Annotated in this window: 23 protein-coding genes; 9 read left to right on the forward strand and 14 right to left on the reverse strand. The window is 64.2% G+C overall.

Translation table 11 applies throughout. The annotated features are described in order from the left end of the window. Nucleotides 1-2 precede the first annotated feature (2 nt). Entirely contained in the window at nucleotides 3-1,175 is a 1,173-nt protein-coding gene (locus ACZYTC_RS21115) for an efflux RND transporter periplasmic adaptor subunit (RefSeq protein ID WP_488990464.1), read from the forward strand. Between the two features lie 242 nt (nucleotides 1,176-1,417). Beyond that, on the forward strand, nucleotides 1,418-1,861 hold the full coding sequence (locus ACZYTC_RS21120; protein ID WP_488990465.1) for a hypothetical protein: 444 nt from the start codon (nucleotides 1,418-1,420) through the stop codon (nucleotides 1,859-1,861). Nucleotides 1,862-1,957: 96 nt separating this feature from the next. Here ACZYTC_RS21120 and ACZYTC_RS21125 read toward each other — a convergent pair whose 3' ends face one another. The 3 genes from ACZYTC_RS21125 to ACZYTC_RS21135 form a co-directional block, all read right to left on the reverse strand. Continuing rightward, entirely contained in the window at nucleotides 1,958-2,242 is a 285-nt protein-coding gene (locus ACZYTC_RS21125) for a hypothetical protein (protein ID WP_454816574.1), read from the reverse strand. Nucleotides 2,243-2,338: 96 nt separating this feature from the next. Then, nucleotides 2,339-4,030 carry a SulP family inorganic anion transporter gene (locus ACZYTC_RS21130; protein ID WP_488990466.1) on the reverse strand — a complete coding sequence of 564 codons (1,692 nt, stop codon included), beginning with the start codon at nucleotides 4,028-4,030 and terminating at the stop codon, nucleotides 2,339-2,341. 164 nt (nucleotides 4,031-4,194) lie between these two features. Next, entirely contained in the window at nucleotides 4,195-4,467 is a 273-nt protein-coding gene (locus ACZYTC_RS21135) for a helix-turn-helix domain-containing protein (RefSeq protein ID WP_434958549.1), read from the reverse strand. A gap of 412 nt (nucleotides 4,468-4,879) precedes the next feature. Here ACZYTC_RS21135 and ACZYTC_RS21140 point away from each other — a divergent pair, with 412 nt between their 5' ends. The 5 genes from ACZYTC_RS21140 to ACZYTC_RS21160 all read left to right on the forward strand — a co-directional run bounded on the left by ACZYTC_RS21140 (nucleotide 4,880) and on the right by ACZYTC_RS21160 (nucleotide 11,228). Further along, a complete protein-coding gene (locus tag ACZYTC_RS21140; RefSeq protein ID WP_441771002.1) occupies nucleotides 4,880-6,868 on the forward strand; it encodes a hydantoinase/oxoprolinase N-terminal domain-containing protein in 1,989 nt (662 codons plus the stop codon). A 165-nt stretch (nucleotides 6,869-7,033) separates the two neighbouring features. After that, complete coding sequence (locus ACZYTC_RS21145) at nucleotides 7,034-7,750, forward strand: SDR family NAD(P)-dependent oxidoreductase (protein WP_488990467.1); 717 nt, start codon at nucleotides 7,034-7,036, stop codon at nucleotides 7,748-7,750. A gap of 270 nt (nucleotides 7,751-8,020) precedes the next feature. After that, a complete protein-coding gene (locus tag ACZYTC_RS21150; protein ID WP_488990468.1) occupies nucleotides 8,021-8,995 on the forward strand; it encodes a GAF domain-containing protein in 975 nt (324 codons plus the stop codon). A 212-nt stretch (nucleotides 8,996-9,207) separates the two neighbouring features. Next, entirely contained in the window at nucleotides 9,208-10,725 is a 1,518-nt protein-coding gene (gene adh / locus ACZYTC_RS21155; RefSeq protein ID WP_434958545.1) for an aldehyde dehydrogenase, read from the forward strand. Nucleotides 10,726-10,844: 119 nt separating this feature from the next. Further along, on the forward strand, nucleotides 10,845-11,228 hold the full coding sequence (locus ACZYTC_RS21160; protein WP_441771006.1) for a DUF779 domain-containing protein: 384 nt from the start codon (nucleotides 10,845-10,847) through the stop codon (nucleotides 11,226-11,228). A 152-nt stretch (nucleotides 11,229-11,380) separates the two neighbouring features. Here the strand turns inward: ACZYTC_RS21160 and ACZYTC_RS21165 are convergent, their stop codons facing one another. Further along, nucleotides 11,381-12,136: an SDR family oxidoreductase gene (locus ACZYTC_RS21165; protein WP_434958543.1), complete on the reverse strand. Its 756-nt coding sequence runs from the start codon at nucleotides 12,134-12,136 to the stop codon at nucleotides 11,381-11,383. Between the two features lie 150 nt (nucleotides 12,137-12,286). Here ACZYTC_RS21165 and ACZYTC_RS21170 point away from each other — a divergent pair, with 150 nt between their 5' ends. Next, nucleotides 12,287-12,667: a hypothetical protein gene (locus ACZYTC_RS21170; RefSeq protein WP_434958542.1), complete on the forward strand. Its 381-nt coding sequence runs from the start codon at nucleotides 12,287-12,289 to the stop codon at nucleotides 12,665-12,667. A gap of 207 nt (nucleotides 12,668-12,874) precedes the next feature. Here the strand turns inward: ACZYTC_RS21170 and ACZYTC_RS21175 are convergent, their stop codons facing one another. The 7 genes from ACZYTC_RS21175 to ACZYTC_RS21205 form a co-directional block, all read right to left on the reverse strand. Then, nucleotides 12,875-13,621: an HAD-IIB family hydrolase gene (locus ACZYTC_RS21175; RefSeq protein ID WP_434958541.1), complete on the reverse strand. Its 747-nt coding sequence runs from the start codon at nucleotides 13,619-13,621 to the stop codon at nucleotides 12,875-12,877. Nucleotides 13,622-13,747: 126 nt separating this feature from the next. Further along, entirely contained in the window at nucleotides 13,748-14,506 is a 759-nt protein-coding gene (locus ACZYTC_RS21180) for an ATP-binding cassette domain-containing protein (protein WP_488990469.1), read from the reverse strand. Between the two features lie 3 nt (nucleotides 14,507-14,509). Further along, nucleotides 14,510-15,496, reverse strand: coding sequence for an ABC transporter permease (locus tag ACZYTC_RS21185; protein ID WP_441771007.1), 987 nt, complete (start codon nucleotides 15,494-15,496; stop codon nucleotides 14,510-14,512). 253 nt (nucleotides 15,497-15,749) lie between these two features. Next, nucleotides 15,750-16,631, reverse strand: a complete 882-nt coding sequence (locus ACZYTC_RS21190; protein WP_488990650.1) for a substrate-binding domain-containing protein — start codon at nucleotides 16,629-16,631, stop codon at nucleotides 15,750-15,752. A gap of 384 nt (nucleotides 16,632-17,015) precedes the next feature. Further along, nucleotides 17,016-18,245, reverse strand: coding sequence for an argininosuccinate synthase (locus ACZYTC_RS21195; protein ID WP_441771008.1), 1,230 nt, complete (start codon nucleotides 18,243-18,245; stop codon nucleotides 17,016-17,018). A 234-nt stretch (nucleotides 18,246-18,479) separates the two neighbouring features. After that, nucleotides 18,480-20,033: a Ppx/GppA phosphatase family protein gene (locus ACZYTC_RS21200; RefSeq protein WP_488990470.1), complete on the reverse strand. Its 1,554-nt coding sequence runs from the start codon at nucleotides 20,031-20,033 to the stop codon at nucleotides 18,480-18,482. Nucleotides 20,034-20,158: 125 nt separating this feature from the next. After that, entirely contained in the window at nucleotides 20,159-21,052 is an 894-nt protein-coding gene (locus ACZYTC_RS21205) for a LysR family transcriptional regulator (RefSeq protein WP_434958536.1), read from the reverse strand. Between the two features lie 103 nt (nucleotides 21,053-21,155). On the opposite strand from ACZYTC_RS21205, the gene ACZYTC_RS21210 reads away from it, so the two are divergent. Then, nucleotides 21,156-22,412 carry an MFS transporter gene (locus ACZYTC_RS21210; RefSeq protein WP_488990471.1) on the forward strand — a complete coding sequence of 419 codons (1,257 nt, stop codon included), beginning with the start codon at nucleotides 21,156-21,158 and terminating at the stop codon, nucleotides 22,410-22,412. A 14-nt stretch (nucleotides 22,413-22,426) separates the two neighbouring features. Here ACZYTC_RS21210 and coaA read toward each other — a convergent pair whose 3' ends face one another. The 3 genes from coaA to hisF are packed head-to-tail and all read right to left on the reverse strand — an operon-like array spanning nucleotide 22,427 to nucleotide 24,603. Further along, nucleotides 22,427-23,380 carry a type I pantothenate kinase gene (gene coaA, locus ACZYTC_RS21215; RefSeq protein ID WP_434958534.1) on the reverse strand — a complete coding sequence of 318 codons (954 nt, stop codon included), beginning with the start codon at nucleotides 23,378-23,380 and terminating at the stop codon, nucleotides 22,427-22,429. A gap of 31 nt (nucleotides 23,381-23,411) precedes the next feature. Then, nucleotides 23,412-23,729, reverse strand: a complete 318-nt coding sequence (locus ACZYTC_RS21220) for a phosphoribosyl-ATP diphosphatase (RefSeq protein WP_434959720.1) — start codon at nucleotides 23,727-23,729, stop codon at nucleotides 23,412-23,414. 25 nt (nucleotides 23,730-23,754) lie between these two features. Then, nucleotides 23,755-24,603, reverse strand: a complete 849-nt coding sequence (gene hisF / locus ACZYTC_RS21225; protein WP_441771013.1) for an imidazole glycerol phosphate synthase subunit HisF — start codon at nucleotides 24,601-24,603, stop codon at nucleotides 23,755-23,757. Nucleotides 24,604-24,652 lie beyond the last annotated feature (49 nt).

Below are 24,652 nucleotides of genomic sequence, written 5' to 3' on the forward strand. Positions count from 1 at the left end.
CGATGCGTATCTGGAAAATCGCCACCGCCATCGTCGTGGTCGCCGCCGCTGGCGGCGGCTACTACCTCAAGGACAAGCCGCATCTCATCGCCGCCGGCCAGGAACTCTTGGCTGGGATGCTGAGCAAGCCGGCTTCCGCCAATCCGGCACCGGCCATGCAGGCCATGCCGGTGCCGGTCGCCTCCGTGGTCAAGAAGTCCATTCCGATCTTCCTCAACTATCCCGCCCGCACGGAGTCGATCCGCAGCATCACCCTGCAGGCTAAGGTCTCGGGTTACATGCTCGAGCAGCCTGTCACCGACGGCGCCGATGTGAAGAAGGGCGATGTCCTTTATCGCATCGACGCGCGCGACTATCAGGCTGCGTTGGCGCAGGTAAAAGCTCAGGCCGAGCGCGATACCGCCGCACTCGACTATGCCAAGAACAGCATGACCCGCGGCAACGACCTCAGCAAGACGGGCTTCCTGTCGAAGGATCTGTTCGACCAGCGCACCAGCGCGGTCAAGCAGGGCGAGGCCACCCTGCTCGCCGACAAGGCGGCGATCCAGGCGGCGGAACTCAACCTGTCCTATACAGAGATCAAGGCGCCCTTCGACGGGCGGATCGGTCGCAACCAGGCCGCCGCCGGCACGCTGGTCAGCCCCGGCGGCACCGTGCTCAACACGCTGGTGCAGGTCAGCCCGATCTATGTCACCTTCACGCCGACAGAAGCCGAGCTGACGCAGATCCTCAGGGCCAAGGCGGCCGGCAAGGTCCCTGCCGATATCACCGTGCCCGGGCAGAACGAAGCCGCCCATCAGGGCGAACTCACCTTCCTCGACAATGTCGTCGATCGGGCCACCGGCACCATCACCGCCCGCGCCACCACGGCCAATGCCGAGCGCAACTTGCTGCCGGGCCAGTATGTCAATCTGCGCCTCAGCATCGGTGAGCGGCCGGACACGCTGCTGGTGCCGCAGGCCGGTCTCGGCTCGAGCCAGCTCGGCAAATATGTCTATGTCGTTGGCGAGGGCAACAAGGTCGAGATGCGCCTGATCGAACTCGGACCCGCCGAGGGACCGCTGATTGCGGTGACCAGGGGGATCAAGGAAACCGACCAGATCATCACCGGCAACATTCAGAAGATCTTCCCCGGCATGCCGATCCAGCCCCTGCCCCAGAAGGCGGGAGCATAACTTCTTCCAGCGGACGACGGGGCCTCGCCTCGGCCCGTCGCAGCGCAGCCTGGCCGGCCCGGATATCGTTCCCGGCCGGCCTTTTTATTCCGGATGCGAGAAAACGAGCAGATTGGAAGTGGCCCCGCTTCGTCGTTTGCGATGTATGTCGGTTCCATTCGACGGGGCTATATCCCAAGATTGCTTTATTCCCTGGTTCATCCTTTACTGATCGTTTCGGTGTAATTGGGGAATTTTTTGCCGTGAAAATTACTCCTATTTTTTCTTCTTTGGCCATTATGTCAGTCGCTACCGGTTGTGTGCCGCACAACGCGCCGCTCGAACATGATTTAAGAGCCAGCTCTGCTTTTACCCATCATGTCAAATCGGGGCAGAAGGTTGAATTCTATACCGCGTACCAACTTAAGACGCCTTGTGATGACAATTCAGCCGTGCCATCAGTAAAGATTATTGTTCCACCTCAGCATGGAGCGGCCATCGTTACCCGTAAAATGGGCCATACAAACTATCCGAAATGGAATAATAACTATCGATGTAATAGTAATACAGTTCCGATGGCGGCGGTGAACTATCAATCGAGTCCCGGATTTGTCGGGAGGGATACACTTCAATTGCGTACGGACTTTATCAATCCGGCTGATAACCCGCCGGAGAATATTGCCGTCACGATCGAGGTCGCACGATAGCGACAACAAGAACCAGTAGCATCAGGATCGACATCATAGGCGCACCTGTTTCATTCGCTCTGACCGGCCTGGGTCTGGTGTTCAGCTGGCTCCGGTTTATTCCGGGCGCAGGGATTTCGCTGTGCAACGATGCCACTGATAGGAAGCGGCGTCGGGATCGTCCTTGCGGCCGAAGCACCATCCGGCCTTGCCGAGTTGGCGGGTGAGCGCATCTCGCTGGCCGCAGGCACGCAAGGTGGCGGGATCGTCGCCACTGCCGCCGCGGCATTGACTGTTCAGGGCTTTCCACTGGTCTATCGAAGCGCTCGACTGCGCCGCAAATACCAATTGTGGCGCAAGGACGAGCCCCGAAAGCAGGAAAGCGAGTGAGGCAATTCTCATCCGTGCGACCTCCGATGCCATCAGCTATCCAGGGGTAGATGAGGTTCGAAAATCAAGCTGTTTCACCGGAAACTTCTTCTGGGCCGGCGGGAACGTTCAGTCCGAAGCCGCGTCCCGCGGTAGCGCCAGCCGGGCCCGGAAGCGCACCTGTGGCGGGCGCACGCCGTGGGAGAGCAAGACCCGCAGCACGGCGGGACGGGCGCCGACGATCTGCACCGTACCACCCCTGCCCGCGGCCTTGCGCACCAGCCCGTGAATGGTGGCTGCAGCGGTTGAATCGATGATCGGCACGCCCGAAAAGTCGATGATAGTCGTCTTCGGATGCTCGCCGATGTCGTCGAGGGCGGCGGCGACCGTGGCGGCCGCGCCGAAGAAGAAGGCACCGGAAATCCGGTAGGCGACCACGTCGGGATTGCTGGCCAAGCCGGCCTCATAAGGCAGGGGGTCCTGATCGCTGCCGGCGTCGGACAGATCCTCTTCGACGACCGGCCGCAATGTCTCGATCTCGACCGCCTCGGCCATGCGGTGCAGGAAGAGGAGGCAACCGAGGGCAAAGCCGATCAGGATGCCCTCGGTGAGATCGCGGAACACCACCACCAGGAAAGTGACTGTCACCACCACGGCATCGCCGCGCGAGGCGCGCATCAGCGTGGCGAACTGGTGGAGCTCGAACATGTTCCAGCACACCACCGCCAGCACCGCCGCGAGGGCCGCCAACGGGATATAGCTTGCAAGCGGGGCCGCCAGCAGCATGAAGGCGAGCACGAAGAGCGAATGCAGAATGCCCGAGACCGGTCCGCGCGCCCCGGCCCGCACATTGGTGGCCGTGCGGGCGATGGTACCGGTGACGCAGATGCCGCCGAACAGGGCCGAGGCCATGTTGGCGATTCCCTGTGCCACCAGCTCGATATTGGAGCGATGGCGCCGGCCGCTCATGCTGTCGGCCACCACGGCGGAAAGCAGACTCTCGATGCCGCCCAGCAGGGCGAAGGCGATCGCGGTCGGCAGGAGTTCGATGACCTTGTCGAGCGACAGGGTCGGCAGATGAGGAGCCGGCAGCGAGCGCGGGATGCCGCCGAAGCGCGTGCCGAGCGTTTCCACAGGTATGCCCGCCAGCCAGACCAGCACGGCCGCCGTGACGGTTGCGATCAGGAAGGCGGGCCAATGGGGGCGTAGGCGCCGGATGACCACGATAAGGCCGATGGCGAAGACGGCGACAGCCGTGGCGGACAGACTGAAGCTCGGCAGGGCGGTGGCGAGCGCCTCGACCTTCTCGACGAAGGGGCCGGGTTCACCATCTTTGAACGTCAGTCCGAGCAGTTCCTTGATCTGGCTGGCGAAGATGATGACAGCGATGCCGGAGGTAAAGCCGACGGTGACGGGGTAGGGAATGTATTTGATGAAGGTGCCAAGCCGGAGGGCACCTATCAAGGTGAGGATGATACCGGCCATGAAGGTGGCGAGGAGGAGGCCGTCCACGCCATGCTGTTGCACGGCGGCGGCAACCAGCACGATGAAGGCGCCGGCGGGGCCGCCGATCTGGAACCGGCTGCCGCCCAGTACCGAGACCACGAAGCCGCCGACGATGGAGGTATAGAGGCCGCGGTCCGGCGTCACGCCGGAGGCGATGGCGATTGCCATGGACAGCGGCAGAGCGACGATGGCGACCGTCAATCCGGCGAGGATGTCGGCCCTCAGCTTGTCCAGCCCGTAGCCTTCCTTGAGAACCGTCACCAGCTTGGGCGTATAGAGCTCGCTGAAGCTGGGTTCATGCACCCGGGCCGTCATTGCTTCTCTCATTTCCGGAGACGGTGCAGAGCATTCTGCAGACCGCCGCCACTCAACCTCAAAGCGTCTTGTGATCTGATCGCATCGCTTCAAATCGCAAAGACGCGTCGAACCAAAGAGGTAGAGCAGAGAAGCGTTCACGCCTGAACGCGCTTTGCTCTAGGTCAGGCCGAGGGCACCTCCGACGATTTGGGCTGTTTGAGGCGCACACCTCGCCCACCCTCGCGGCTGACAGCATTGTCGCCGATCAGCTCGACGCCGGCGCGGTCAAGCGCCTCGATCACTTTCGTCAACGTGTCGACCACACCGCGAACATTGCCTTCGCTCGCTTCCATGCGCTGAACCGTTGGCAGGGAAACCCCCGACAGGTCAGCGAGCTGGCGCTGGTCGATGCCGAGGAGGGCACGGGCAGCGCGCATCTGGGCAGCGGTGATCATAGGCAGCCTCGCATTTATCAAATACTATATTTCAATATTGATGTCTAGAACATCAATTAGAATGTTTAAGCCATCGACACTGGCGGCGCCTGCTGGAGCGTGCAGGGTTGGGAACCCACTCCCGCGCGTCCACGCCGCTTTGCCCTATAGCCGAAGCGTCCTGCGATTTCACGGAATCACCTCGAATCGCAAAGACGCCTCGAAACGAAGAGTTAGAGCAAAGCGACGTTTCGCGTAATTGCTCTCGGTGGTGCTCTCCCTCAACGGTAGAGGGAGTAATTGCGTTTTAGCCGAAAGGCGATTTGCTTGAGGAAAGGCCGCCAGTGTCCAAAAAAATGCCGGTATGAGCGAGCGGCGCAGCCCGAATTCGCGTATCAGCAAAAGGACGATTGGATTGGTAGTGGCTGACATTATGGCTGTTTTGTTGGGTATCGATACGGGCGGCACCTTCACCGATGCCGTCCTCTATGACGAGGAGAAGGGCGTTCTCGCCAAGGCCAAGTCGCTCACCACCCATCATGATCTCGCCATCGGTGTCGGCGGCGCCGTCGGCGCGGTGCTGGCCCAGTCCGATGTCGCGCCCGCGCGCATCGCCCTCGTTTCGCTCTCCACCACGCTTGCCACCAACGCCATGGTGGAAGGCCAGGGCGGGCGCGTCGGCCTCGTCTATATCGGCTTCGATGCCGATGATGCCGAGCGGCCGGATCTCAAGGCGGCATTGAACGGCGATCCGGTGTTGCTGATTGCCGGCGGGCATGACGCCATGGGCCAGGTCCGCGCGCCGCTCGACGAAGCAGCGCTGATCGAACAGGCCCGCGCCTTGGCGCCGGGGCTGACCGGCTTTGCGGTGACCGGGCGCTTTGCCGTGCTCGATCCCAGCCATGAAATCGCGGCGCGCGAGATTCTGCGGCGCGAAACCGGCCTGCCGGTCACCTGCGGCCATGAACTCTCTGCCAAGCTGGACGGGCCGAAGCGGGCCCTGACCTGTGTGCTCAATGCGCGCCTGATCCATCTCCTCGAGGCGCTGATCGCCGCGACCGAAGGCCAGCTCACCGCGCTCGGTATCGCTGCGCCTTTGATGGTGGTGCGCGGTGACGGCTCGCTGGTGGCGGCCGAGGTGGCCAAGGCCAAGCCGATCGAGACGATTTTCTCGGGCCCGGCCGCCAGCGCCGTGGGCGGAGCCTTCCTCGCCGGTGCTCCGGACGCCCTCATCTCCGACATCGGCGGCACCACCACGGATGTCGTTGTGCTGCGCGGCGCCAGGCCGCGCATCGATCCGGCCGGCGCCCTGATCGGCGGCTTCCGTACCATGGTTGAGGCCATCGCCATCCGCACCTGCGGCCTCGGCGGCGACAGCGAAGTAGCGATCGAACAGCACGGCCTGGATACCTCGCTCAAGCTCGGCCCGCGCCGGGCCGTGCCTTTATCCCTGCTTGCCGACAGCCATGCCGACCTCGTGCATTCAACGCTCGACCGGCAGCTCAGGGCCGATCTGCCCAACGACCTCTTCGGCCGCTTCGCAATGCGCCTGCATTCGCCTCTCGCGGAACTGCCGGCATTGGAGGCCGAGGTGCTGGCGCGGCTGGAGAACGGACCCCAGCCCGCCGACAAGCTGATCAACAGCCGGCGCGAGCTCAATGCGCTCCAGCGCCTGGTCGTCAGGCGCCTTGCCATCATGGCAGCACTGACGCCCTCCGATGCCGCGCACCAGCTCGGCCTGCATCACGCGTGGGACAGGGTGGCGGCCGAGAAGGGACTCACTCTGTTTGCCAGACGGCGCAATGCCATGGGATTGCCCTTCGCGGACAGCGCCGAGGCGCTGGCGCGGCGGATCATCGAGACCCTCACGCGCCGTTCGGCCGAGTTCCTGCTGGAATGCGCTCTGGCCGAGGACGGCTTTCGGGAGACAGGCCTGTCGCGCCATGCCTTGTCGGTGGCGGCGCTCGACGGCCATAGCGGCCTCGTCAAGATCGGCCTGTCGCTCACGGCCCCGGTGGTCGGGCTCGGTGCCTCGGCCGCGACCTATTACGGCGATATCGCCGGCATGGTCGGCGCGCCTTCGCTGGTGCCCGAACATGCCGAGGTCGCCAACGCCGTCGGCGCCGTGGTCGGCGGCGTGCATGTTTCGGCCGAAGTGAAGGTGCTGCAGCCGGTGGAGGGAATCTTCCGGGTGTTCACGCGTTCAGGCACGCGCGACATCCTCGATCTCGCCGAGGCGCTGGGCCATGCTCAGGAGGCGGCGCGGATCCAGGCCGAGAGCGACGCCCTTACGGCGGGTGCCGCCTCGGTCGAGATTTCGGTGAGTGTGGACGAGAAGAAGATCGTGGCAGAGGGCCGGGAATTGTTCGTCGAGGCGCTGGTGACGGCCCGGGCGTCGGGCCGGCCGAGGATCAGCGCCTAGACGAAATTCCGACGCTCCTCTCTGCCTTGATTTGACTGATCGTGCGTCGTGCGGCGGGTATGCAGGGCCTTTCGTGCATTCATTTGTTGCATCTCGTGCGTCTGGCGCAGGGTATGCGCCTTGGCCTATTGCCGACCGATCACACCAGCAATGAGCGTTGAAGCCATGCCTGATACCTTATCTCCAAAGCCTGCCGGCACCGTCCTGCTCATCGGAGCGTCCCGTGGTCTCGGCCACGCCATGGCCGTCGAATTCGTCAAGAAGGGATGGCATGTCGTCGGTACCGTTCGCGCCGGGGCAGGCAGAACGAAACTGCATGACCTGGCCGACGAACATGGCAACCAGGTCGAGATCGAAACCGTCGACATCTGCGAGCCGGCCGAGGTCGCAGCACTCGGCGCCCGGCTGGCGGGTCGCCGGTTCGACATTCTGTTTGTGAATGCAGGCGTCACCAACGATCCCGAGGAAACCATCGCGGAGGTGACGACCGAAGAATTCATCCGTGTCATGGTCACCAATGCGTTGAGCCCCCTGCGCGTCATCGAGGACCTGGCGGATCTCGTCACTGGAACGGGCTTGATTGGCGTGATGTCGTCCGGACAGGGCAGTGTCAGCAACAACACATCTGGCATGCGTGAAGTCTATCGCGGCAGCAAGGCAGCCTTGAACATGTTCATGCGCAGCTATGCGGCCCGCCGTGCCGGGGAGGCTCACCCGATGGTGCTGATGGCTCCCGGATGGGTTCGCACCGACATGGGTGGCCCCAGCGGACGCCTGTCCATTGAAGAGAGCGTGCCGAGCCTCGTGAACGTGCTTCTCGAAAAACGCACCAGGCCCGGCCTGGAATATCTCGACTATCGAGGGCAGACCGTCCCTTGGTGAGGGCTCCTTGAGGGCGTGCCCGTCAATTGCCAAACCCCTCAGGCCGAGCATTTCTGGCGGGCGAGGTCGCGCTCGCATTCTGCGCGATGTTGACGCATCGAATGAAGAATTCATTTTCCAAAACGTTTTGAACGATGATGAAAATCGCGACTGCGATTGACAGGGCAGGAAATTCCAGCGGAAGATGACGCCAACCGCGTCGATGTTGGGGAGCGGGCTGCCGAACTCCCCTTGTCGGAATGCATGCGGAGGGCGGAGCGAATGCCAGGAATGGGTAAGTCGGACCGTCTGCATCATGCGGATCTGGTCTATGCCACCTTGAATGACGGTACATCGGGTGCCCAGTCTGCGGTCGCGGCCTCCTGGTCGCGCTCCATGAGCCATTACGGCCTCGATCCCGATCACGCGCCGCCGCCCCTGCGCCTCGGCGAAGGCGAATTCAGGGCGGCTCTGTCGCGCATGGAACTGCTGGTCCGCCTTGCGCAGACGACGCTCGACCGCCTGTTCCAGGCCGTTGGCGACGCCGGCTGCTGCGTCCTTCTCACCGATGGAGACGGGGTGCCGCTCGACCGGCGCGGCGAGGCGGGAGACGATGCCGATTTCGAGGCGCTCGGGCTGTGGACGGGCATGGTCTGGAGCGAAAAGAGCGAGGGTACCAATGGTGTCGGCACCTGCATTGCCGAAGGGCGCGCGCTGACCATTCACCGTGACCAGCATTTCCTCACCCGCAATATCGGTCTGAGTTGCACGGTGGCGCCGATCTGGGACGCGAATGGCCGCCTGACGGGCACACTCGACGTTTCGACCTGCCGCTCTGACGTGACGCCGGCCCTGCTCAAGCTGGTGGCGGCTGCCACGAGGGATGCCGCTACCCGCATCGAGACCCAGCATTTCCGCGAGGCCTTCCGCCATGCGCGCATCATGGTCGGGCCCGATGCCGGTTCCGGACCGGTCGGCCTGCTGGCCGTGGACAGGGAGGACCTGGTCATCGGCGCCAGCCGCGCGGCGCGCCTCGTCTACGGGCTGATGGACGAGCATCTCAACCACCCCTTCCCGGCCGGCGATCTCATCGATGGCGAAAGGGTGGGGCCGGGCGAGGGGCTGCTTGCAGGCGAGCGTGCCGCCGTGCGCCAGGCGCTGTCGCGTGCCAAGGGCAATGTCTCCACGGCAGCCCGTCTCCTCGGCGTCAGCCGTGCCACCATGCATCGCAAGATCGCGCGCCTCGGCATCGGCCGCGAGAGTTGATCGGGGGGCTGGTCTTCAGACCAGCCTGGAAGGACCGAGCTGGTCGAATAGGCGGGTCCGAAGACCCGCCCCCCAAATCTGTCTCATCCCTGAGACACATTGCCCTCGTCATCGCCTGTGCCCATCCTGACAAGCAGCCTCGCCCCGCCCATCCTCCCGGCCAGACGACGCCAGTCCCAAAACCTCAATTGGCGCGCTGAAGGAGGAAATTGATGAACAAGCCCGAGATCGTCCGCTCGCCTGGAACGCTGTTCAAGCCCCGCTACGGCAATTTCATCGGTGGCCAATGGCAGGAACCGCGCAGCGGCAAATATTTCGAGAACACCTCTCCCGTAAACGGCCGGGTCCTCTGCCAGATCGCCCGTTCGGATGCCGCTGACGTCGAAGCCGCCCTCGACGCCGCCCATGCCGCCAAGGACGCCTGGGGCCGCACCAGCGTGGCGGAACGCTCGCTGCTGCTGCTGCGCATCGCCCAGGTGATAGAAGACAATCTGGAAACGCTCGCTCTGGCCGAGACCTGGGACAATGGCAAGCCGATCCGCGAGAGCACGGCCGCCGACCTGCCGCTCGGCGTCGACCATTTCCGCTATTTCGCCGGCGTGCTGCGCGCGCAGGAAGGCGGCATCTCCGAAATCGACCACGACACGGTCGCTTATCATTTCCATGAACCGCTCGGCGTTGTCGGCCAGATCATCCCCTGGAACTTCCCATTGCTGATGGCGATATGGAAGCTCGCCCCGGCACTCGCCGCCGGCAATTGCGTGGTGATCAAGCCGGCCGAGCAGACACCTGCCTCCATCCTGGTCCTGGCCGAGCTGATCGGCGATATCCTACCGCCGGGCGTGCTCAACATCGTCAACGGCTTTGGTTTGGAAGCCGGCAAACCTTTGGCGTCCTCCAATCGAATCGCCAAGATCGCCTTCACTGGCGAGACCACCACCGGCCGCCTCATCATGCAATACGCCAGCCAGAACCTGATCCCGGTGACGCTGGAGCTCGGCGGCAAATCGCCCAACATCTTCTTCAAGGACGTTGCCGCCGAGGACGACGACTTCCTCGACAAGGCGATCGAGGGCTTCGTGATGTTCGCCCTCAACCAGGGCGAAGTCTGCACCTGCCCGAGCCGCGCCCTCGTGCATGAAAGCATCTACGACCGCTTCATCGAGAAGGCGCTGAAGCGCGTCGCCGCCATCAAGCAGGGCGATCCGCTCGATCCCACCACCATGATCGGTGCGCAGGCGTCCTCCGAACAGCTCGAAAAGATCCTGAGCTATTTCGATATCGGTCGCCAGGAAGGCGCCGAGGTGTTGATCGGCGGCGAGCGCAACGAACTGCCCGGTGACCTCGCCGGCGGTTATTACGTCAAGCCGACCGTGTTCAAGGGTCACAACAAGATGCGGATCTTCCAGGAGGAGATCTTCGGCCCGGTGGTCTCCGTCACCACCTTCAAGGATGACGAGGAAGCGCTTTCCATCGCCAACGACACGCTCTATGGCCTCGGCGCCGGCATCTGGACACGCGACGGCACGCGCGCCTATCGCTTCGGCCGCGCCATCCAGGCCGGCCGCGTCTGGACCAATTGCTACCACGCCTATCCGGCCCATGCGGCCTTCGGTGGCTACAAGCAGTCCGGCATCGGCCGCGAGAACCACAAGAAGATGCTCGATCACTACCAGCAGACCAAGAACATGCTGGTCAGCTACTCCCCCAAGAAGCTTGGCTTCTTCTGATCCGTGCCGGAGCATTTTGCTCCGGGGATCGCCTTGGCCGCCCGGTTCACGCCGGGCGGCCCTTTTGATAGCCAGGCAGGGTCGGAAGTGGCGATCCGTGCTGGGATGAGGGAACGATTATGCAGGACACCGCCCTCGAACGCGTGACGGCGACGCCGGCCGCCCTCGACCTGATTGCGAGCCTCCAGGCCGGCTACGGCCCCGTGCTGTTCCACCAGTCGGGCGGGTGTTGCGACGGTTCCTCGCCGATGTGCTATCCGCAGGGTGAGTTCATTGTCGGGGACCAGGACGTGCTCTTGGGCAGCATCGGCGATGCGCCCGTCTATATCAGCGCCCTGCAATTCGCCGCCTGGAGCCATACCCAGTTGATCATCGACGTGGTGCCAGGGCGCGGCGGCATGTTCTCCTTGGAGAACGGCACGGAAAAACGCTTCATCACCCGTTCGCGCACTTTCTCGGGCGAGGAGATCTGCGTGCTGCCGGCTGTGAGAAGCGGGGCCTGAGGGCCTTCCCCGGGTGCGCGGGCATCACAGCGACATGCATGCATGTCGCGATGCCCGCGGCGCGGTGTGCCGGTCTTCAGACCGGCATCTTCCTTGCCGATCTCGCCCCATCTCTCGATGGAACTGAGAAGATCGGCACGCCAATCCCGCGCTTATCCTCGCCCCACCAGCGGCATCTTGGTGGCCATTACCGTCATGAACTGCACATTGGCCTCGAGCGGCAGGCCGGCCATGTAGACCACCGCATCGGCGACATGCTTCACGTCGAAGGTCGGCTCGGGTTTGATCGAGCCGTCGGCCTGCGGCACGCCGCCCGGCATCTTGGACGCCATCGGCGTCAGCGTGTTGCCGATGTCGATCTGGCCGCAGGCGATGTCATATTTGCGCCCGTCCAGCGACGAGGATTTGGTCAGGCCGGTGACCGCATGCTTGGAGGCGGTGTAGGGCGCCGAATTCGGGCGCGGCGCGGTGGCCGAGATCGAACCATTGTTGATGATGCGCCCGCCCCGCGGTTCCTGCGCCTTCATCACGCGGAAGGCCTCCTTGGTGCACAGGAACACGCCGGTAACGTTGGTGTCGATCACCGCCTTCCACTGCTCGAAGGGCAGGTCCTCGATCGGCACGCCGGGGGCGATGGTGCCGGCATTGTTGAAGACGAGGTCGACACGGCCGAGGGCGGCGACGGTGGCGTCGAACAGCGCCGCCACCGAGGCGGGGTCGGTGACGTCGGAGGGGATGGCGCGGGCAGAGGCCGCATGCGGGCTTTCGGCGATCGCCGCTTCCAAGGCCTCCTTGCGACGCCCCGTGAAGACGACAGACCAGCCATCGCCCAGCAGCGCATGCGCGACGGCCTTTCCGATGCCGCTGGCGGCGCCTGTGACGATGGCGATCTTTCCTTGACCCGACATAGGGTTCCTCCCGATTCCAATTCGATTTGTGCTGCAACGCGCAGTTCCGCCCGCCCAGGCGGGTTAGGCCTGACAGGCAGCCGCTTCCGTTGTCAGACAAATATCTCTAATCGGAAATCTCGTACAGGGCGAGCCTCCATGACAGCCATCATGACAGATCTTCACATCCGCAAGCTTTGCAACGCCCTCATCCCGAATGCGGTGCCCTCGAAGCTGGTGCCCGACGTCACCGTCAGCACGGTCGATCGAATGAGCCGCAAGATGGGAGGCCTGTGGGTCGGCGGACGTGTCGAGATCACGCCCGAAGGGTTGTCCTTCGCCGCCAATCGCCTGAACAAGGCCTTTCATATCGGCTTGCAGCCCGTGCACATCCCAATGGCTGCCATCCGCAAGGCTTGGCGGGAATTCGGTTGGGTGACCGGCATCGTCGCCGTCGAGCATGACGAAGGCACGTTCCGCTTCCGCTGCTATGGCGCCCGCAAGGTGGCGGCGGTGCTGGAGAAATATATCGCGGGGCGGCAGGAGCGGTGATGGATCGCTCGGTGAAAGGGCCTGCCTTGTCCGTAGACTCGCAGCGTTCCAAGATGTGGCGCAGAGATCCTTCCCCGAAACCGAGGAAGGATTATTGCGTTTTGTGCGGCTCGGCCGAGATATGTGAATCAGACAGCTGAAGCCGAGGGCGATAGAGCGCACTCTACCAAGGCGCGGGAGCTCGCCGTTGTGAGGCGCCCCAGTTTCTCACCCCAGGCAGGCGATAATGGTCTCGATCACCCGCTTGGTCTCCTCCGGATCCCTGACGCGGATCGAATCGACACCGGCCTCCTTGGCCGCATAGTCGTTGCCGCCCGGGAAGAGGGCGTCACCGGCGAAGATCATCTCCTCGATGGCGATGCCCAGACGGTCGCGCAGCTTGGCGATGCCATAGGCCTTGTCGATGCCCTGCCGGGTCACGTCGATCGATGTGGCGCCGCCCATGCGCACCGAGAAATCCGGTATCGACTTGTCGAGATAGGTCTTGAGGATGGTGCGCTTCTTGAAATCGGGATCCCAACTGTGCTTGGCCTCGAGGGGGGCCTCCTGGCCGAGTGCGGACATGGTGATCTGGCTGCCGCGATCCTCGATGCGCTCGCCCCAGATCCGCTCGGGCTTGAAGCCAGCCTCAACGAAGGCCGCCTCCAGCGCAGCAACGATGCGCTGCTTGTCTTCCGTGGACAGGTCCTCGCGATAGACGGGCACCCAGGCGCCCCCATCGAAATGGAAGAATTTCGTGCCGCAGGTGGGCAGCAGATGCAGCCGGTCGAAACGATCGCCGGCGGGGAGGTTAGCGAGGAACTGCTTTTCGAATTGCGGCCAGTCGCCGCCCGAGATCACGGCGACCTGGGCGACGGTGAGAAGCTGGCCCAGGAGGGCAGCCATCTCGGCGTCGATGGCCGATTTGCTCTTGGCAAGCGTGCCGTCGAGATCGAAAATGACGAGTTTCTTCATGAAGAGCTTCGATGTCCCTGGGGAAGGAAAGAGTCCGGCCGTTATAAACGAGTTGGCCGGATGCGCCACTCTACGATGGTACAGTCGGGCTCACCCTTTCGGGGCACGCCGCTTTCCCGGGAACTCTCAGTGATCCATGCCGGTGATCACCCGTTCGACCGCCTCCACGCTGGTCGTTTTGGGATCGATGTCGTCGGCGACGACGCGGCCGCGGCGCATCACGACGATACGGTCTACCACTTGGAAGACATGATGGATGTTGTGGGCGATGAAGATGCAGGAATGGCCGGAACTGCGGGCATTGCGCACGAAGTTCAGGACGCCTTGCGTCTCCGCCACGCCCAGATTGTTGGTGGGCTCGTCGAGAATGATGAGGTCGCTGTCGAAATGCATGGCGCGGGCGATGGCCACCGCCTGGCGCTCGCCGCCGGAGAGCGAGCCGATCGGCGTGGTCGGTGCGATGTTTTTGGAGATGCCGACCCTTTTCAAGAGCGTCGTCGCGACCTCGTTCATCTTGGCCTGGTCGAGGCGGTTGAGGAAGCGTGGCCCCTTGATCGGCTCGCGCCCCAGGAAGAGGTTGCGGGCGATCGAAAGCTGCGGCACCAGGGCCGAATCCTGGTAGATCGTCTCGATACCCTCGGCGATCGCGTCGGTGGTGGAGCGCATCACCACCTTCTTGCCACGGACATAGATGTCGCCGGAGCTAGCCGCTACCGCCCCGGACAGGATCTTGATCAGGGTCGATTTCCCAGCCCCGTTGTCGCCGAGCAGCCCGACGATCTCGCGCCTGTTCACCGTGAGGGTGACGTCCTCGATGGCGCGGATGCGGCCATAGGACTTGGCGATGTTCTGCATGCGGACGAGTTCTTCTTGAGGTTCAGCCATCGCTCATCTCCCTTCCTGGTGCCGGCGGTCGAGCCATGAATGCAGCGCCATCATGCCTAAGATGATCGCGCCGATGAAGATGTTGTAGGCCAGACCCGGCACGCCGATCAGCACGATGCCGTTGCGCATCACGCGCAGGATGAAGATGCCGAGCACGGTGCCGATGATGGTGCCCCGGCCGCCGGTGAGCGCGGTGCCGCCGATCACCACCATGGCGATCACCTCCAATTCATAGCCCGTGCCCGAATTGGGATTGGCCGAGGCGGTCCGGATCGATGAGATGATGCCGGCAAAGGCCGAGAGCACCGAGCACAGGATGAAGAGCCAGACCTTGGTGGCATCGACATTGACGCCGCGCGCCCGCGCCGCATTGGGATTGCCGCCCGCCGCCTGGATCCAGTTGCCGTATTTGGTCTTGGTCAGGACATAGCCGAGCACGACGGCCGCGATGGCGAACCAGAGCAGGGACATGTAGACGCGAAAGCCGCCGATATAGAAGGTGCCGACCAGGATGTCGGCGAGTGGCTGGTCGCCCGCATTCCAGGTGCGCTGGGGAAAGCCGTTGGTGACGAAGAGGGCCGTGCCGCGCACCACCAGGAGCATGCCGAGCGTCACCAGGAAGGAGGGGATCTTCAGCCTGGTGACGAAGAGGCCGTTCACCCAGCCGATCAGCGCCGCGACGACGAGCGCGACGAGGAAGGCTACCCATAGCGGGGTCGCACCGCTGTTGAACAGCGTCCACATCAGCACCGGCGAGAAGCCGAAGAGCGAGCCGACCGAGAGATCGAACTCGCCCGAGGTCATCAGCAGCGTCATCGCCAAAGCGATCAGGCCGAGCTCGACGGTGAAGGCCAGAATGTTGCTGAGATTGTCCGGGGAGAGGAAGTCGGGGTTGATGCCGCCGAAGATGGCGAGTTCGATGACCAGGAGCACGAAGGGGCCGAATTCGGGCCGGGCGATCGCGCGCTGGAGCAGGGAGCGTTGTTCCACGAGAATTCCTTGGCGGGTGATGGAGGCGGATGCGGAAGGGGCGCTTCGGGGGCGGTGTGATGATATTGAGATTGGCTCGACATTTGTCATTGCCGGGCTTGACCCGGCAATCCAACCTGCCGCGCAGGCGGTGGCCCGGCCTCCTGGATGCCCGGGTCAGGCCCGGGCATGACAACGGTCCGTGTCTCCTACGATATCAAAAGAGGCCACCGCGCTGGACAGCCATTCCCGGCCGTCCGCGCCTGTGAATGCCCTATTTCTTGCCGCTCAGGATGTCGTCATATTGCTGGGCGGCATCCTTCTCGTAGAGCGCGCCGGTGATGACGTTGAAGCCGGGGCGGATGCCGCTGGAGGCCATGGCCGCCATCGACAGAGCGATATAGCTGGTCGCCTGCGGATCCTGCCATTGGGCGGCGCTGACATAGCCGTTCAGCACTTCCTGGGTGGTGTCGAGCGAATTGCCCCAACCGACGACCGGGATCTCGCCGGGCTTGACGCCGACCTGGTCGAACACTCGTTTGATGCTGCCGGTGACGAGATCTCCCAGGCCGATGATCGCCTTGATCTTCTTGCGGTTGGTGGTGAGGTAGTCGGTCATGCGCGAGATGACTTCGGCCTGGTCGAGCGTGGCCTCGGTGATCTCCCAGGTGATGCCGAGCGGCTTAAACACGCTGGAAATGCCCTGCTCCTCCTGCACGCCATAGGTGGCGCCGGGGATCTCCACCGGCATCCAAACGAAATCGCCAGCCTTCACCAGCTTCTTGTCGACCAGATATTGGGCCCAGGCCGCGCCAAATTTGACGTTGTCGCCGCCGACATAGGCACCGAACTTGGCTTGGGGGTCGGGCGTGTTGAAATTGATGATCGGGATCTTCTTGGCGTTGGCTTCCTCGACCACCTTGATCAGGCTGCCGGGATCGGGGCTGGTGGTGACGATGCCGGCGGCGCCCGCCGCGATCGCCGCGCGCACGGCTTCCTGATGGGAGGCGACGTCGCCATTGTGGAAGGAGGTGTTGACCGTGTTGCCGGTGTCACTGGCCCATTGCTTGGCGCCCGCCAGGAAATAGGTCCACACCGGGTCGGCCGGACCGCCATGGGATATCCAGTAGAATGTCTTCGGGCCGGCTTGCGCCATCGGGAGAGAGGCAGCCAGCGCCAATATCGCGCCGGCAACAGCCAAGACGAATTTCCTGATCATGGGGGTGCCTTGCTCGTGTTCCGGTCTCTGGAGGACCAACAGGCACGATCATTGCAATTGTATTACGATTAATCAATGCGATCTTTGATATGAGATCGTATCATCACAGAGCATTTGTCGGGGTGATCGAAAGAAAGGGACTCATTTTACTTCAAGGGTTCATCTTGCGGCGCAGAAATTATTTGCTGCAATGCATCAAAGTTAACACGCTATCGTTCCGCTGGGCTTGGATGCTGTCGATCTGAAGCGCTTTGACAAATAAAAAGCCCTTCCCTGGGTGGGGAAGGGCAGTGAGCAATTTCAAACTTGATGCGAACCGGATCAGACGCCCAGCTTGCGTTTGCGGCTGCCGAGGGTGCGCAGGCGCAGGGCGTTGAGCTTGATGAAGCCGGCGGCGTCGCGGTGGTCATAGGCCACGGCGCCTTCCTCGAAGGTGACGAGGTCCTGGCTGTAGAGCGAGTTGGGGCTCTCACGGCCGATGACATGCACGCCGCCCTTGTAGAGCTTGAGGCGCACCGAGCCCGTCACCGCTTCCTGGCTCTTGTCGATCAGGGCCTGCAGCATTTCGCGCTCGGGCGAGAACCAGAAGCCATTGTAGATGAGCTCGGCATATTTCGGCATCAGCTCATCTTTGAGATGCGCTGCGCCGCGGTCGAGCGTGATGCTCTCGATGGCACGGTGGGCCGGCAGCAGGATGGTGCCGCCGGGCGTCTCGTACATGCCGCGCGACTTCATGCCGACGAAGCGGTTCTCGACGAGATCCAGCCGGCCGATGCCGTTGATGCGGCCGAGCTCGTTGAGCTTGGCGAGCAGGGTGGCCGGGCTCATCTTCACGCCGTCGATGGCGACGGCGTCGCCCTTCTCGAAGTCGATGGTGATGACGGTAGGGGTGTCCGGCGCATCTTCCGGATTGACCGTGCGCGAATAGACGTAATCGGGCACCTCGATCGCCGGATCCTCCAGCACCTTGCCCTCGGAGGAGCAGTGCAGCAAGTTGGCGTCGACCGAGAAGGGCGCCTCGCCGCGCTTGTCCTTGGCGATCGGGATCTGGTGCTCCTCGGCGAACTTGATCAATTGTTCGCGCGAGCGCAGGTCCCATTCGCGCCAGGGGGCGATGATGGTGACGTCGGGCTTGAGGGCGTAGTAGCCGAGCTCGAAGCGCACCTGGTCGTTGCCCTTGCCGGTGGCGCCATGGCAGACGGCGTCGGCGCCGGTCTTCTCGGCGATCTCGATCTGCTTCTTGGCGATCAGCGGGCGGGCGATCGAGGTGCCGAGCAGATAGACGCCTTCATATTGGGCATTGGCACGAAACATCGGGAAGACATAGTCGCGCACGAATTCCTCGCGCAGGTCCTCGATGTAGATGTTCTCAGGCTTGATGCCGAGCAGCAGCGCCTTCTGGCGCGCCGGCTCCAATTCCTCGCCCTGGCCGAGATCGGCGGTGAAGGTGACGACCTCGCACTTATAGGTCGTCTGCAGCCATTTCAGGATGATCGAGGTGTCGAGGCCACCGGAATAGGCGAGCACCACCTTCTTGACGGATTGAGACATCAAAGAGCCTTCGGGTTGGGATGGCACCGGGCAGGGAACCCGGCGACGAAAATCGCGCGCGACTATAGTCAGCCGGTGCAACAAGACAAGCGTGGGAGGCGCTCCTTCGGAGCTGGAATTCGCTACCCTCTGCGCCTTCGAGGGATTTTCTCCCACAGCGACCAGCCGCGAGCCAGTCAAGAATTGTGATCTATCGGAACAAGAACCTTGAAGTGAGACGCCTGGCGAAGCCGATCAACCCTCTTGGGCGAGTTCGGTGATCTCCGAGAACTTGACCCCGGCCGCGGCGGCCAGCAGGGACAGGCGCTCGCTCACCGCTTCGCTGTCCGGCACGCGGGCCGAACGGCCGACTTCCAGGCGGAGGCGGTTGGAGCCGATGGAGAGGCGTGAATTGGCCAGCACGGCCGGCGTGCCGCCGGACAAGCGGTAGGCCACCAGCAAAGCCCGTCCAAGGATCTCGGCGCGGCGACGATCCGCCGGGGACAGCAACTTCAAGGCCCCGGCGAGATAGGGCGCATCGAGCCGGCCGGCGTGACGGGCGTGAAGCGCGACGGCGAGAAAGGCCCGCTCGGCGTGATCCAGGCCGATGAAGGGAAATTGCAGCACGCGGCGGTGGCTTTCTTCCGCCCGTATGTCGGGATGGTCGCGCCAGCCGAGGTCCGAGAGCGCACACAAGGTCACGCGCAGGCGCTTTTCGGCCGGACTCTCGTCCGGGAACAGCCCGGCGGTCCAGGCAACCAGAGCGGGAGGAAAGTCTGGCACGCGCGAACCCGGCAGCCCGATCAGCTGGGCGCCTTCGACCAAGGGATCGAGATAGCGCTCCTCGGCGTCGAGCTGCGAGTAGAGCCAGCCTTCCCTCAGGCCGAGGGCCGAGAATACCACCTCGTCCGGCGCCAGATATTTGAGCACGCGGTCCAGAACCAAGGCGGCGGCAGGCATGGTTCGCGCGCGCCGACGCGATATGCCCGGCAATTCAGCGATCTTGGCCAGGGGCAGGCGCAGCAGCGTCTTGGCAATGGCCCGGGCCTCGGTCGCCGGGATGCGATAGCCATGCACCACGGGAACCGGCGCCGCATTCAGTGCCATATGGGCCTTGGCGAGTGTCCGCCATCCCCCACCGACGGCAAAGAAGATCGGCTGTTTCAGGAAGGAGGCGGGCGTTTTCTCCTTCAGCAGTGCATCGATCCGCCGTTTCGCATCGTCCGGGCCCTGCATCAGCGCCTCGACCGGCAGGGCTCCCAGGGGGAAGCTGACCCAGTCCTCGCCGACCCGGTCATCCAGGGCGGCGGCCAACTCCAGGCTGCCCCCACCCATGTCGCCGACGATGCCGACGGGCCGGTGAAAGCCGGAGATCACGCCAAGCGCCGCAAACCTCGCCTCCTCGGCGCCGCTGAGGATGCGGACATCGACGCCCGCCTCCGCGCGAATGGCCTCGACCAGATCCTTGCCGTTCTCGGCCCGGCGCACCGCCTCCGTCGCGGTGGCATCCAGGCGCGCCACGCCCATGGCATCGGCCACGGCGCGAAAACGTCGTACGGCCTCGACCGTCCGCTGGAATCCCTCGACGGAGATCAGGCCGGTCTGGGCCAGCCCTTCACCGAGACGACAGAGCGATTTTTCATTGAAGCGCGGCAATGGGGCGCGGCCAAGCTGGTCGTAGACCACCAGGCGGACCGAATTGGAGCCGATGTCGATGACGCCATAATGCGCCCGATCGAGGCGTCCCGCCCGCTTCGGATCGAGGTCGAGCGGACGATGAACGGCTGCCGTGCCGGTGCTGGTCTCCATGAAGCGCTCCCAATGACTGCCGGGAATCTGGCGTTGGTTCCAGAATTGCCGGGATCATGGCGGAACCAGGGGGCTTCGTCCATCCGCAGGATGGGGAACGCAGCCCATCATCGAGAGCATCTTTCTCAGATCCGCTCGCCCGTCAGCCGGTGGGCGAGCATCTCGACGAAAAGGCGGGTTCGGGCCGGCGTGCCGGCCTGGGCGGGCCACACGGCGCTCACCGGCGTCGGCGGCGGCTCGTAGTCGGGGAGCAGCACTTCCAGGCGACCATCGTCGATTTCCCGTCGTACCTGCCAGAGCGGGGCGATGCCGATACCGGCCCCGAGGGCGACGGCTGCATTGGCCGCGGCGGCATCGTTGCATTTCATCGCGCCTTTGACCGGGATGCGCACGAGCCGGTCCCCGATCATGAACGGCCAGGAATCGCCCTCCGGCCCGATGGTGCGGATGACGCAGCGGTGGGCGGCAAGCTCGGCCGGCAGGCGCGGCCGGCCATGCTGCATCAGATAGGCCGGCGCGGCCACCACCACGCGGCGCAACTGGGTGATCTTGCGCGACCGCAGGCTGGCAGCGCCGAGATCGCCGACCCGGATCGCCACGTCCAGGCGTTCTTCGATGAGATGGGAGAAGGCGTCGTCCAGCACGAACTCGATCTCGACCTCCGGATAACGCTGGGCGAAGGCCACGGCGGTCGGCACGACGAATTGCGCGGCGAAATGGATCGAGGCACTGATGCGGAACAGGCCGGCGATGCGCTGCCCCTCGCGCTGGGCCTGCGAGCGGGCATCGTCGATGTCCTTCAGGGCTGCGCGCAGCCGCTCGCGCAGGAGCATCCCGGTCGGCGTCGTCTGCAGGCGACGCGTGGTGCGCCGGATGAGCTCGACGCCCAATTCCGCCTCGAGTGCGGCGATCGCCCGGCTTACCGCCTGCAGCGAGCGGTTGAGATGATGTGCCGCTGCCGTCAGGCTGCCGCGCTCGACCGTTTCGACAAAGGCTTCATATTGCTCAAGGCTCGCCATATTATCACGAATAAAGGAATAATTATTCAAGAATAATAGCGATTATCACCTTAATCGGACGGATGCAAACTGCGACCCGATTTTCTCATTGGGAAAGAGCATCATGCCCTCCACCTCGACCGCCGGAATGGCGCAGGCGCCCGCCGAGCCGGTTGACGGCCTGTCCGCCGGCCTGACCCTGCTGTTCGCGTCTGCTGTCGCCATCGTCGTTCTCGGCCTGTTTGCCTCGCAGCCTCTCATCGGCCTGATCGGCCCGGCCTTCGGCCTCGATGCCGCCGAAGCCGGGCTCGTCACCACGCTCACCTTGCTGGGGTATGCCAGCGGCCTGTTTCTGTTGGTGCCGCTCACCGACATCGTCGAGAACCGGGCGCTGATCGTGGCGACCCTGGCCGTCGACGTGCTGGCCCTGGCTGCGGTCGCCTGCGCGCCGACGCCGGCTCTTTTCCTCGGCGCCTGCTATGTCGCGGGGCTGACGGCGAGCGCCATCCAGATGCTGGTGCCTGCGGCGGCGCAATTGAGCCCGGCGAGCCAGCGCGGCCGGGTGGTCGGCAATGTGATGAGTGGCCTGATGTTCGGCATCCTGGTCTCACGACCGTCCGCCAGCCTCGTGGCGGAGATCGCGGGCTGGCGCTGGTTCTATGGCGGCCTTGCCATCCTGGTGGCCCTGCTGGCGGCGAGCCTGGCCTTCATCATCCCCCGCCGCCGGCCGGCCGGTGGCGTCGGCTATCTCGGCCTTATAGGCTCATTGTGGACGATCCTGCGACAGGAACCGGTGCTGCAGCGGCGGGCGCTTTATCAGGCTTTGTGCATGGGGGCGTTCGGCGTGTTCTGGACCTCGGTGGCGTTGCGCCTTGCCGAGGCGCCCTTCGGGCTTGGCCAGACGGGGATAGCCCTGTTTGCGCTGGCGGGTGCGGCCGGTGCCGTGGTGGCGCCGCTGGCCGGACGGGCCGGGGACCGGGGCCGGACGCGCTGCGCCACTCTGCTCGCTCATTGCGCCGTGATCTGCGCCATGGCCTTGGCCGAGATCGGCGGCGATCTGATGACCCGCAGTGCATCGCCGCCTTCGTCGCCCGTCGCCCTGGCGGTGCTGGCCACCGCCGCCATCCTGCTCGACCTCGGCGTCGTCTGCGACCAGACTCTGGGGCGCCGCGCCATCAACCTGCTGCAGCCGGAGGCGCGCGGGCGCATCAACGGCCTGTTCACCGGCCTGTTTTTCATCGGCACGTCGGTGGGATCGGGTCTGTCGGGCGTGGCCTGGATCGCGGCCGGCTGGCCCGGCATCTGCGCGGTAGGCGCGGCTTTCGGTCTTGCGGCCCTGGCGACCTTTCTCACCGAGAGGGCCGGAGCCCGGGCGCCCTGAGACTATCCTCGGGCTCACAACTTCCGGAGCGAAACCTGCTCGATGTCGTGGCTGTCGCCCTTGCGCAGGATCAGATCGGCGCGCGGGCGGGTCGGCAGGATGTTCTCGATCAAATTGGGCTGGTTGATACGGCTCCACAGGCCAAGTGCCGTCTCCAGGGCTTCGGCCTCGGTCAGGTCGGCATATTTGTGGAAGAAGGAGAGCGGGTTGCGGAAGGCCGTCTCGCGCAGGGTCATGAAACGCTCGACATACCAGCGCCTGAGCAGCGGTACCTCGGCGTCGAGGTAGACGGCGAAGTCAAAGAAGTCGGAGGTGAAGGGGATCGCCTTGCCGTCGCGGGGAAGGCGAGCCGGCTGCAAGACGTTGAGCCCTTCGACGATCAGGATGTCGGGCTGGTCCACCGTGACGATCTCGCCCGGCACCACGTCGTAGACGAGATGGGAATAGACCGGCGCCGTGACCTTGCCCTGGCCCGCCTTGATGTCGGCCAGGAAGCGCAGGAGGCGCTGGGTGTCGTAGCTTTCCGGAAAGCCCTTGCGCTCCATCAGCCCGTGCTCGCGCAGGAAGGCATTCGGAAACAGGAATCCGTCGGTGGTGATCAGGTCGACCTTCGGCGTGTTCGGCCAGCGCGTCAGCAATTGGCGCAGCACGCGGGCGGTGGTCGATTTGCCGACCGCGACCGAGCCTGCCACGCCGATCAGATAGGGCACCTTGCCGTCGCGGGTGCCGAGAAAGCGCTGGGTTGCGCGATGCAGGCCCTGCGTCGCCGCGACATAGAGCGAAAGCAGGCGCGACAGCGGCAGGTAGATTTCCTCGACGTCGGTCAGCGAGACCGGGTCGTTGAGGGCGCGCAGGCGGTCGAGCTCGGCCGCCGTCAAGGTCATGGGTGTGTCGGCCCTCAGCTTGGCCCACTCGCTGCGAGTGAATACCGAATAGGGGGAGACCGGCGACTTCACGAGTTGATCCATGGCGTTTGCCTGCCCCCTCAATTGATTGGCGTCACTTCGGACGGGCCGCTTTTTCGGCAAGGCCTGATTGCCCGGTGCGCCGCTCGAGTTCCTGCAGGACCGACGCCAGCGGGATGTCGCGTGCCTTGAGGCCAACGAGCAGATGATAAAGCACGTCTGCGGCCTCCGAGACGATCGGGCCTTCATCGCCTTCGGTGAGGGCGATCACGAACTCCACTGCCTCCTCTCCGAACTTCTTGGCGGCACGCGGCGGCCCGCCCGCCAGCAGCTTGGCCGTCCAGGACTGCTCCGGCGGCGCCTTGGCGCGCTCCGCCACCCGGGCTTCGAGATCGTTCAGCGAAAAGCTCATGCCGCAATAGCGTTTTGCGATCTGGTTAGATCGCAAAACGCGTCTCCTTATTTTGAGTCATGTTGGGAATGCGATCGTCTCCGATCGAATTCCCCACTTGTCCATCAAGGCGCATCGGCAGGCCCGCCTTGGCCATATAGGTCTTGGCCTCGCGGATCGAGAAGGTACCGAAATGGAAGATCGAGGCGGCGAGGACCGCGCTGGCATGGCCGTCGCGCACGCCCTCGACCAGATGTTCGAGCGTTCCCACACCGCCCGAGGCGATCACCGGCACGCCGACCCTGTCGGCGACGGCGCGGGTGAGATCGAGATCGAAGCCGATCTTGGTGCCGTCGCGGTCCATGGAGGTGAGCAGCAATTCGCCGGCGCCCAGCCGCACCACGTCCTCGGCAAAGGCGATGGCGTCGATGCCGGTCGGGCGGCGCCCGCCATGGGTGAAGATCTCCCAGCGGGGCGCCTCGCCTTCGGCAGAAACTCTTTTGGCGTCGATGGCGACGACGATGCATTGCTGGCCGAACTTCTCGGCCGCGCGGGCGACGAATTGCCTGTCGGCCACGGCGGCCGAATTGATCGAGACCTTGTCGGCACCGGCGAGCAGGAGCTGGCGGATATCCTCGACCGCGCGCACGCCGCCGCCGACGGTGAGCGGCATGAAGCAGGCCTCCGCGGTCCTGCTGATCACATCGAGCAGCAGGCCGCGGTTCTCATGGGTGGCGGCGATGTCGAGGAAGCACAATTCGTCGGCGCCGGCGGCGTCATAGGCACGCGCGCTCTCGACCGGATCGCCGGCATCAATGAGATCGACGAAATTCACGCCCTTGACGACACGGCCGTCCTTGACGTCGAGGCAGGGGATCACGCGGGCTTTGAGCATCGACCTTCTTGACCGGGACTGCGGGCCGTTGCCGGCACCATGACAGAAT

This window comes from Labrys sp. F242 (assembly GCF_057813875.1).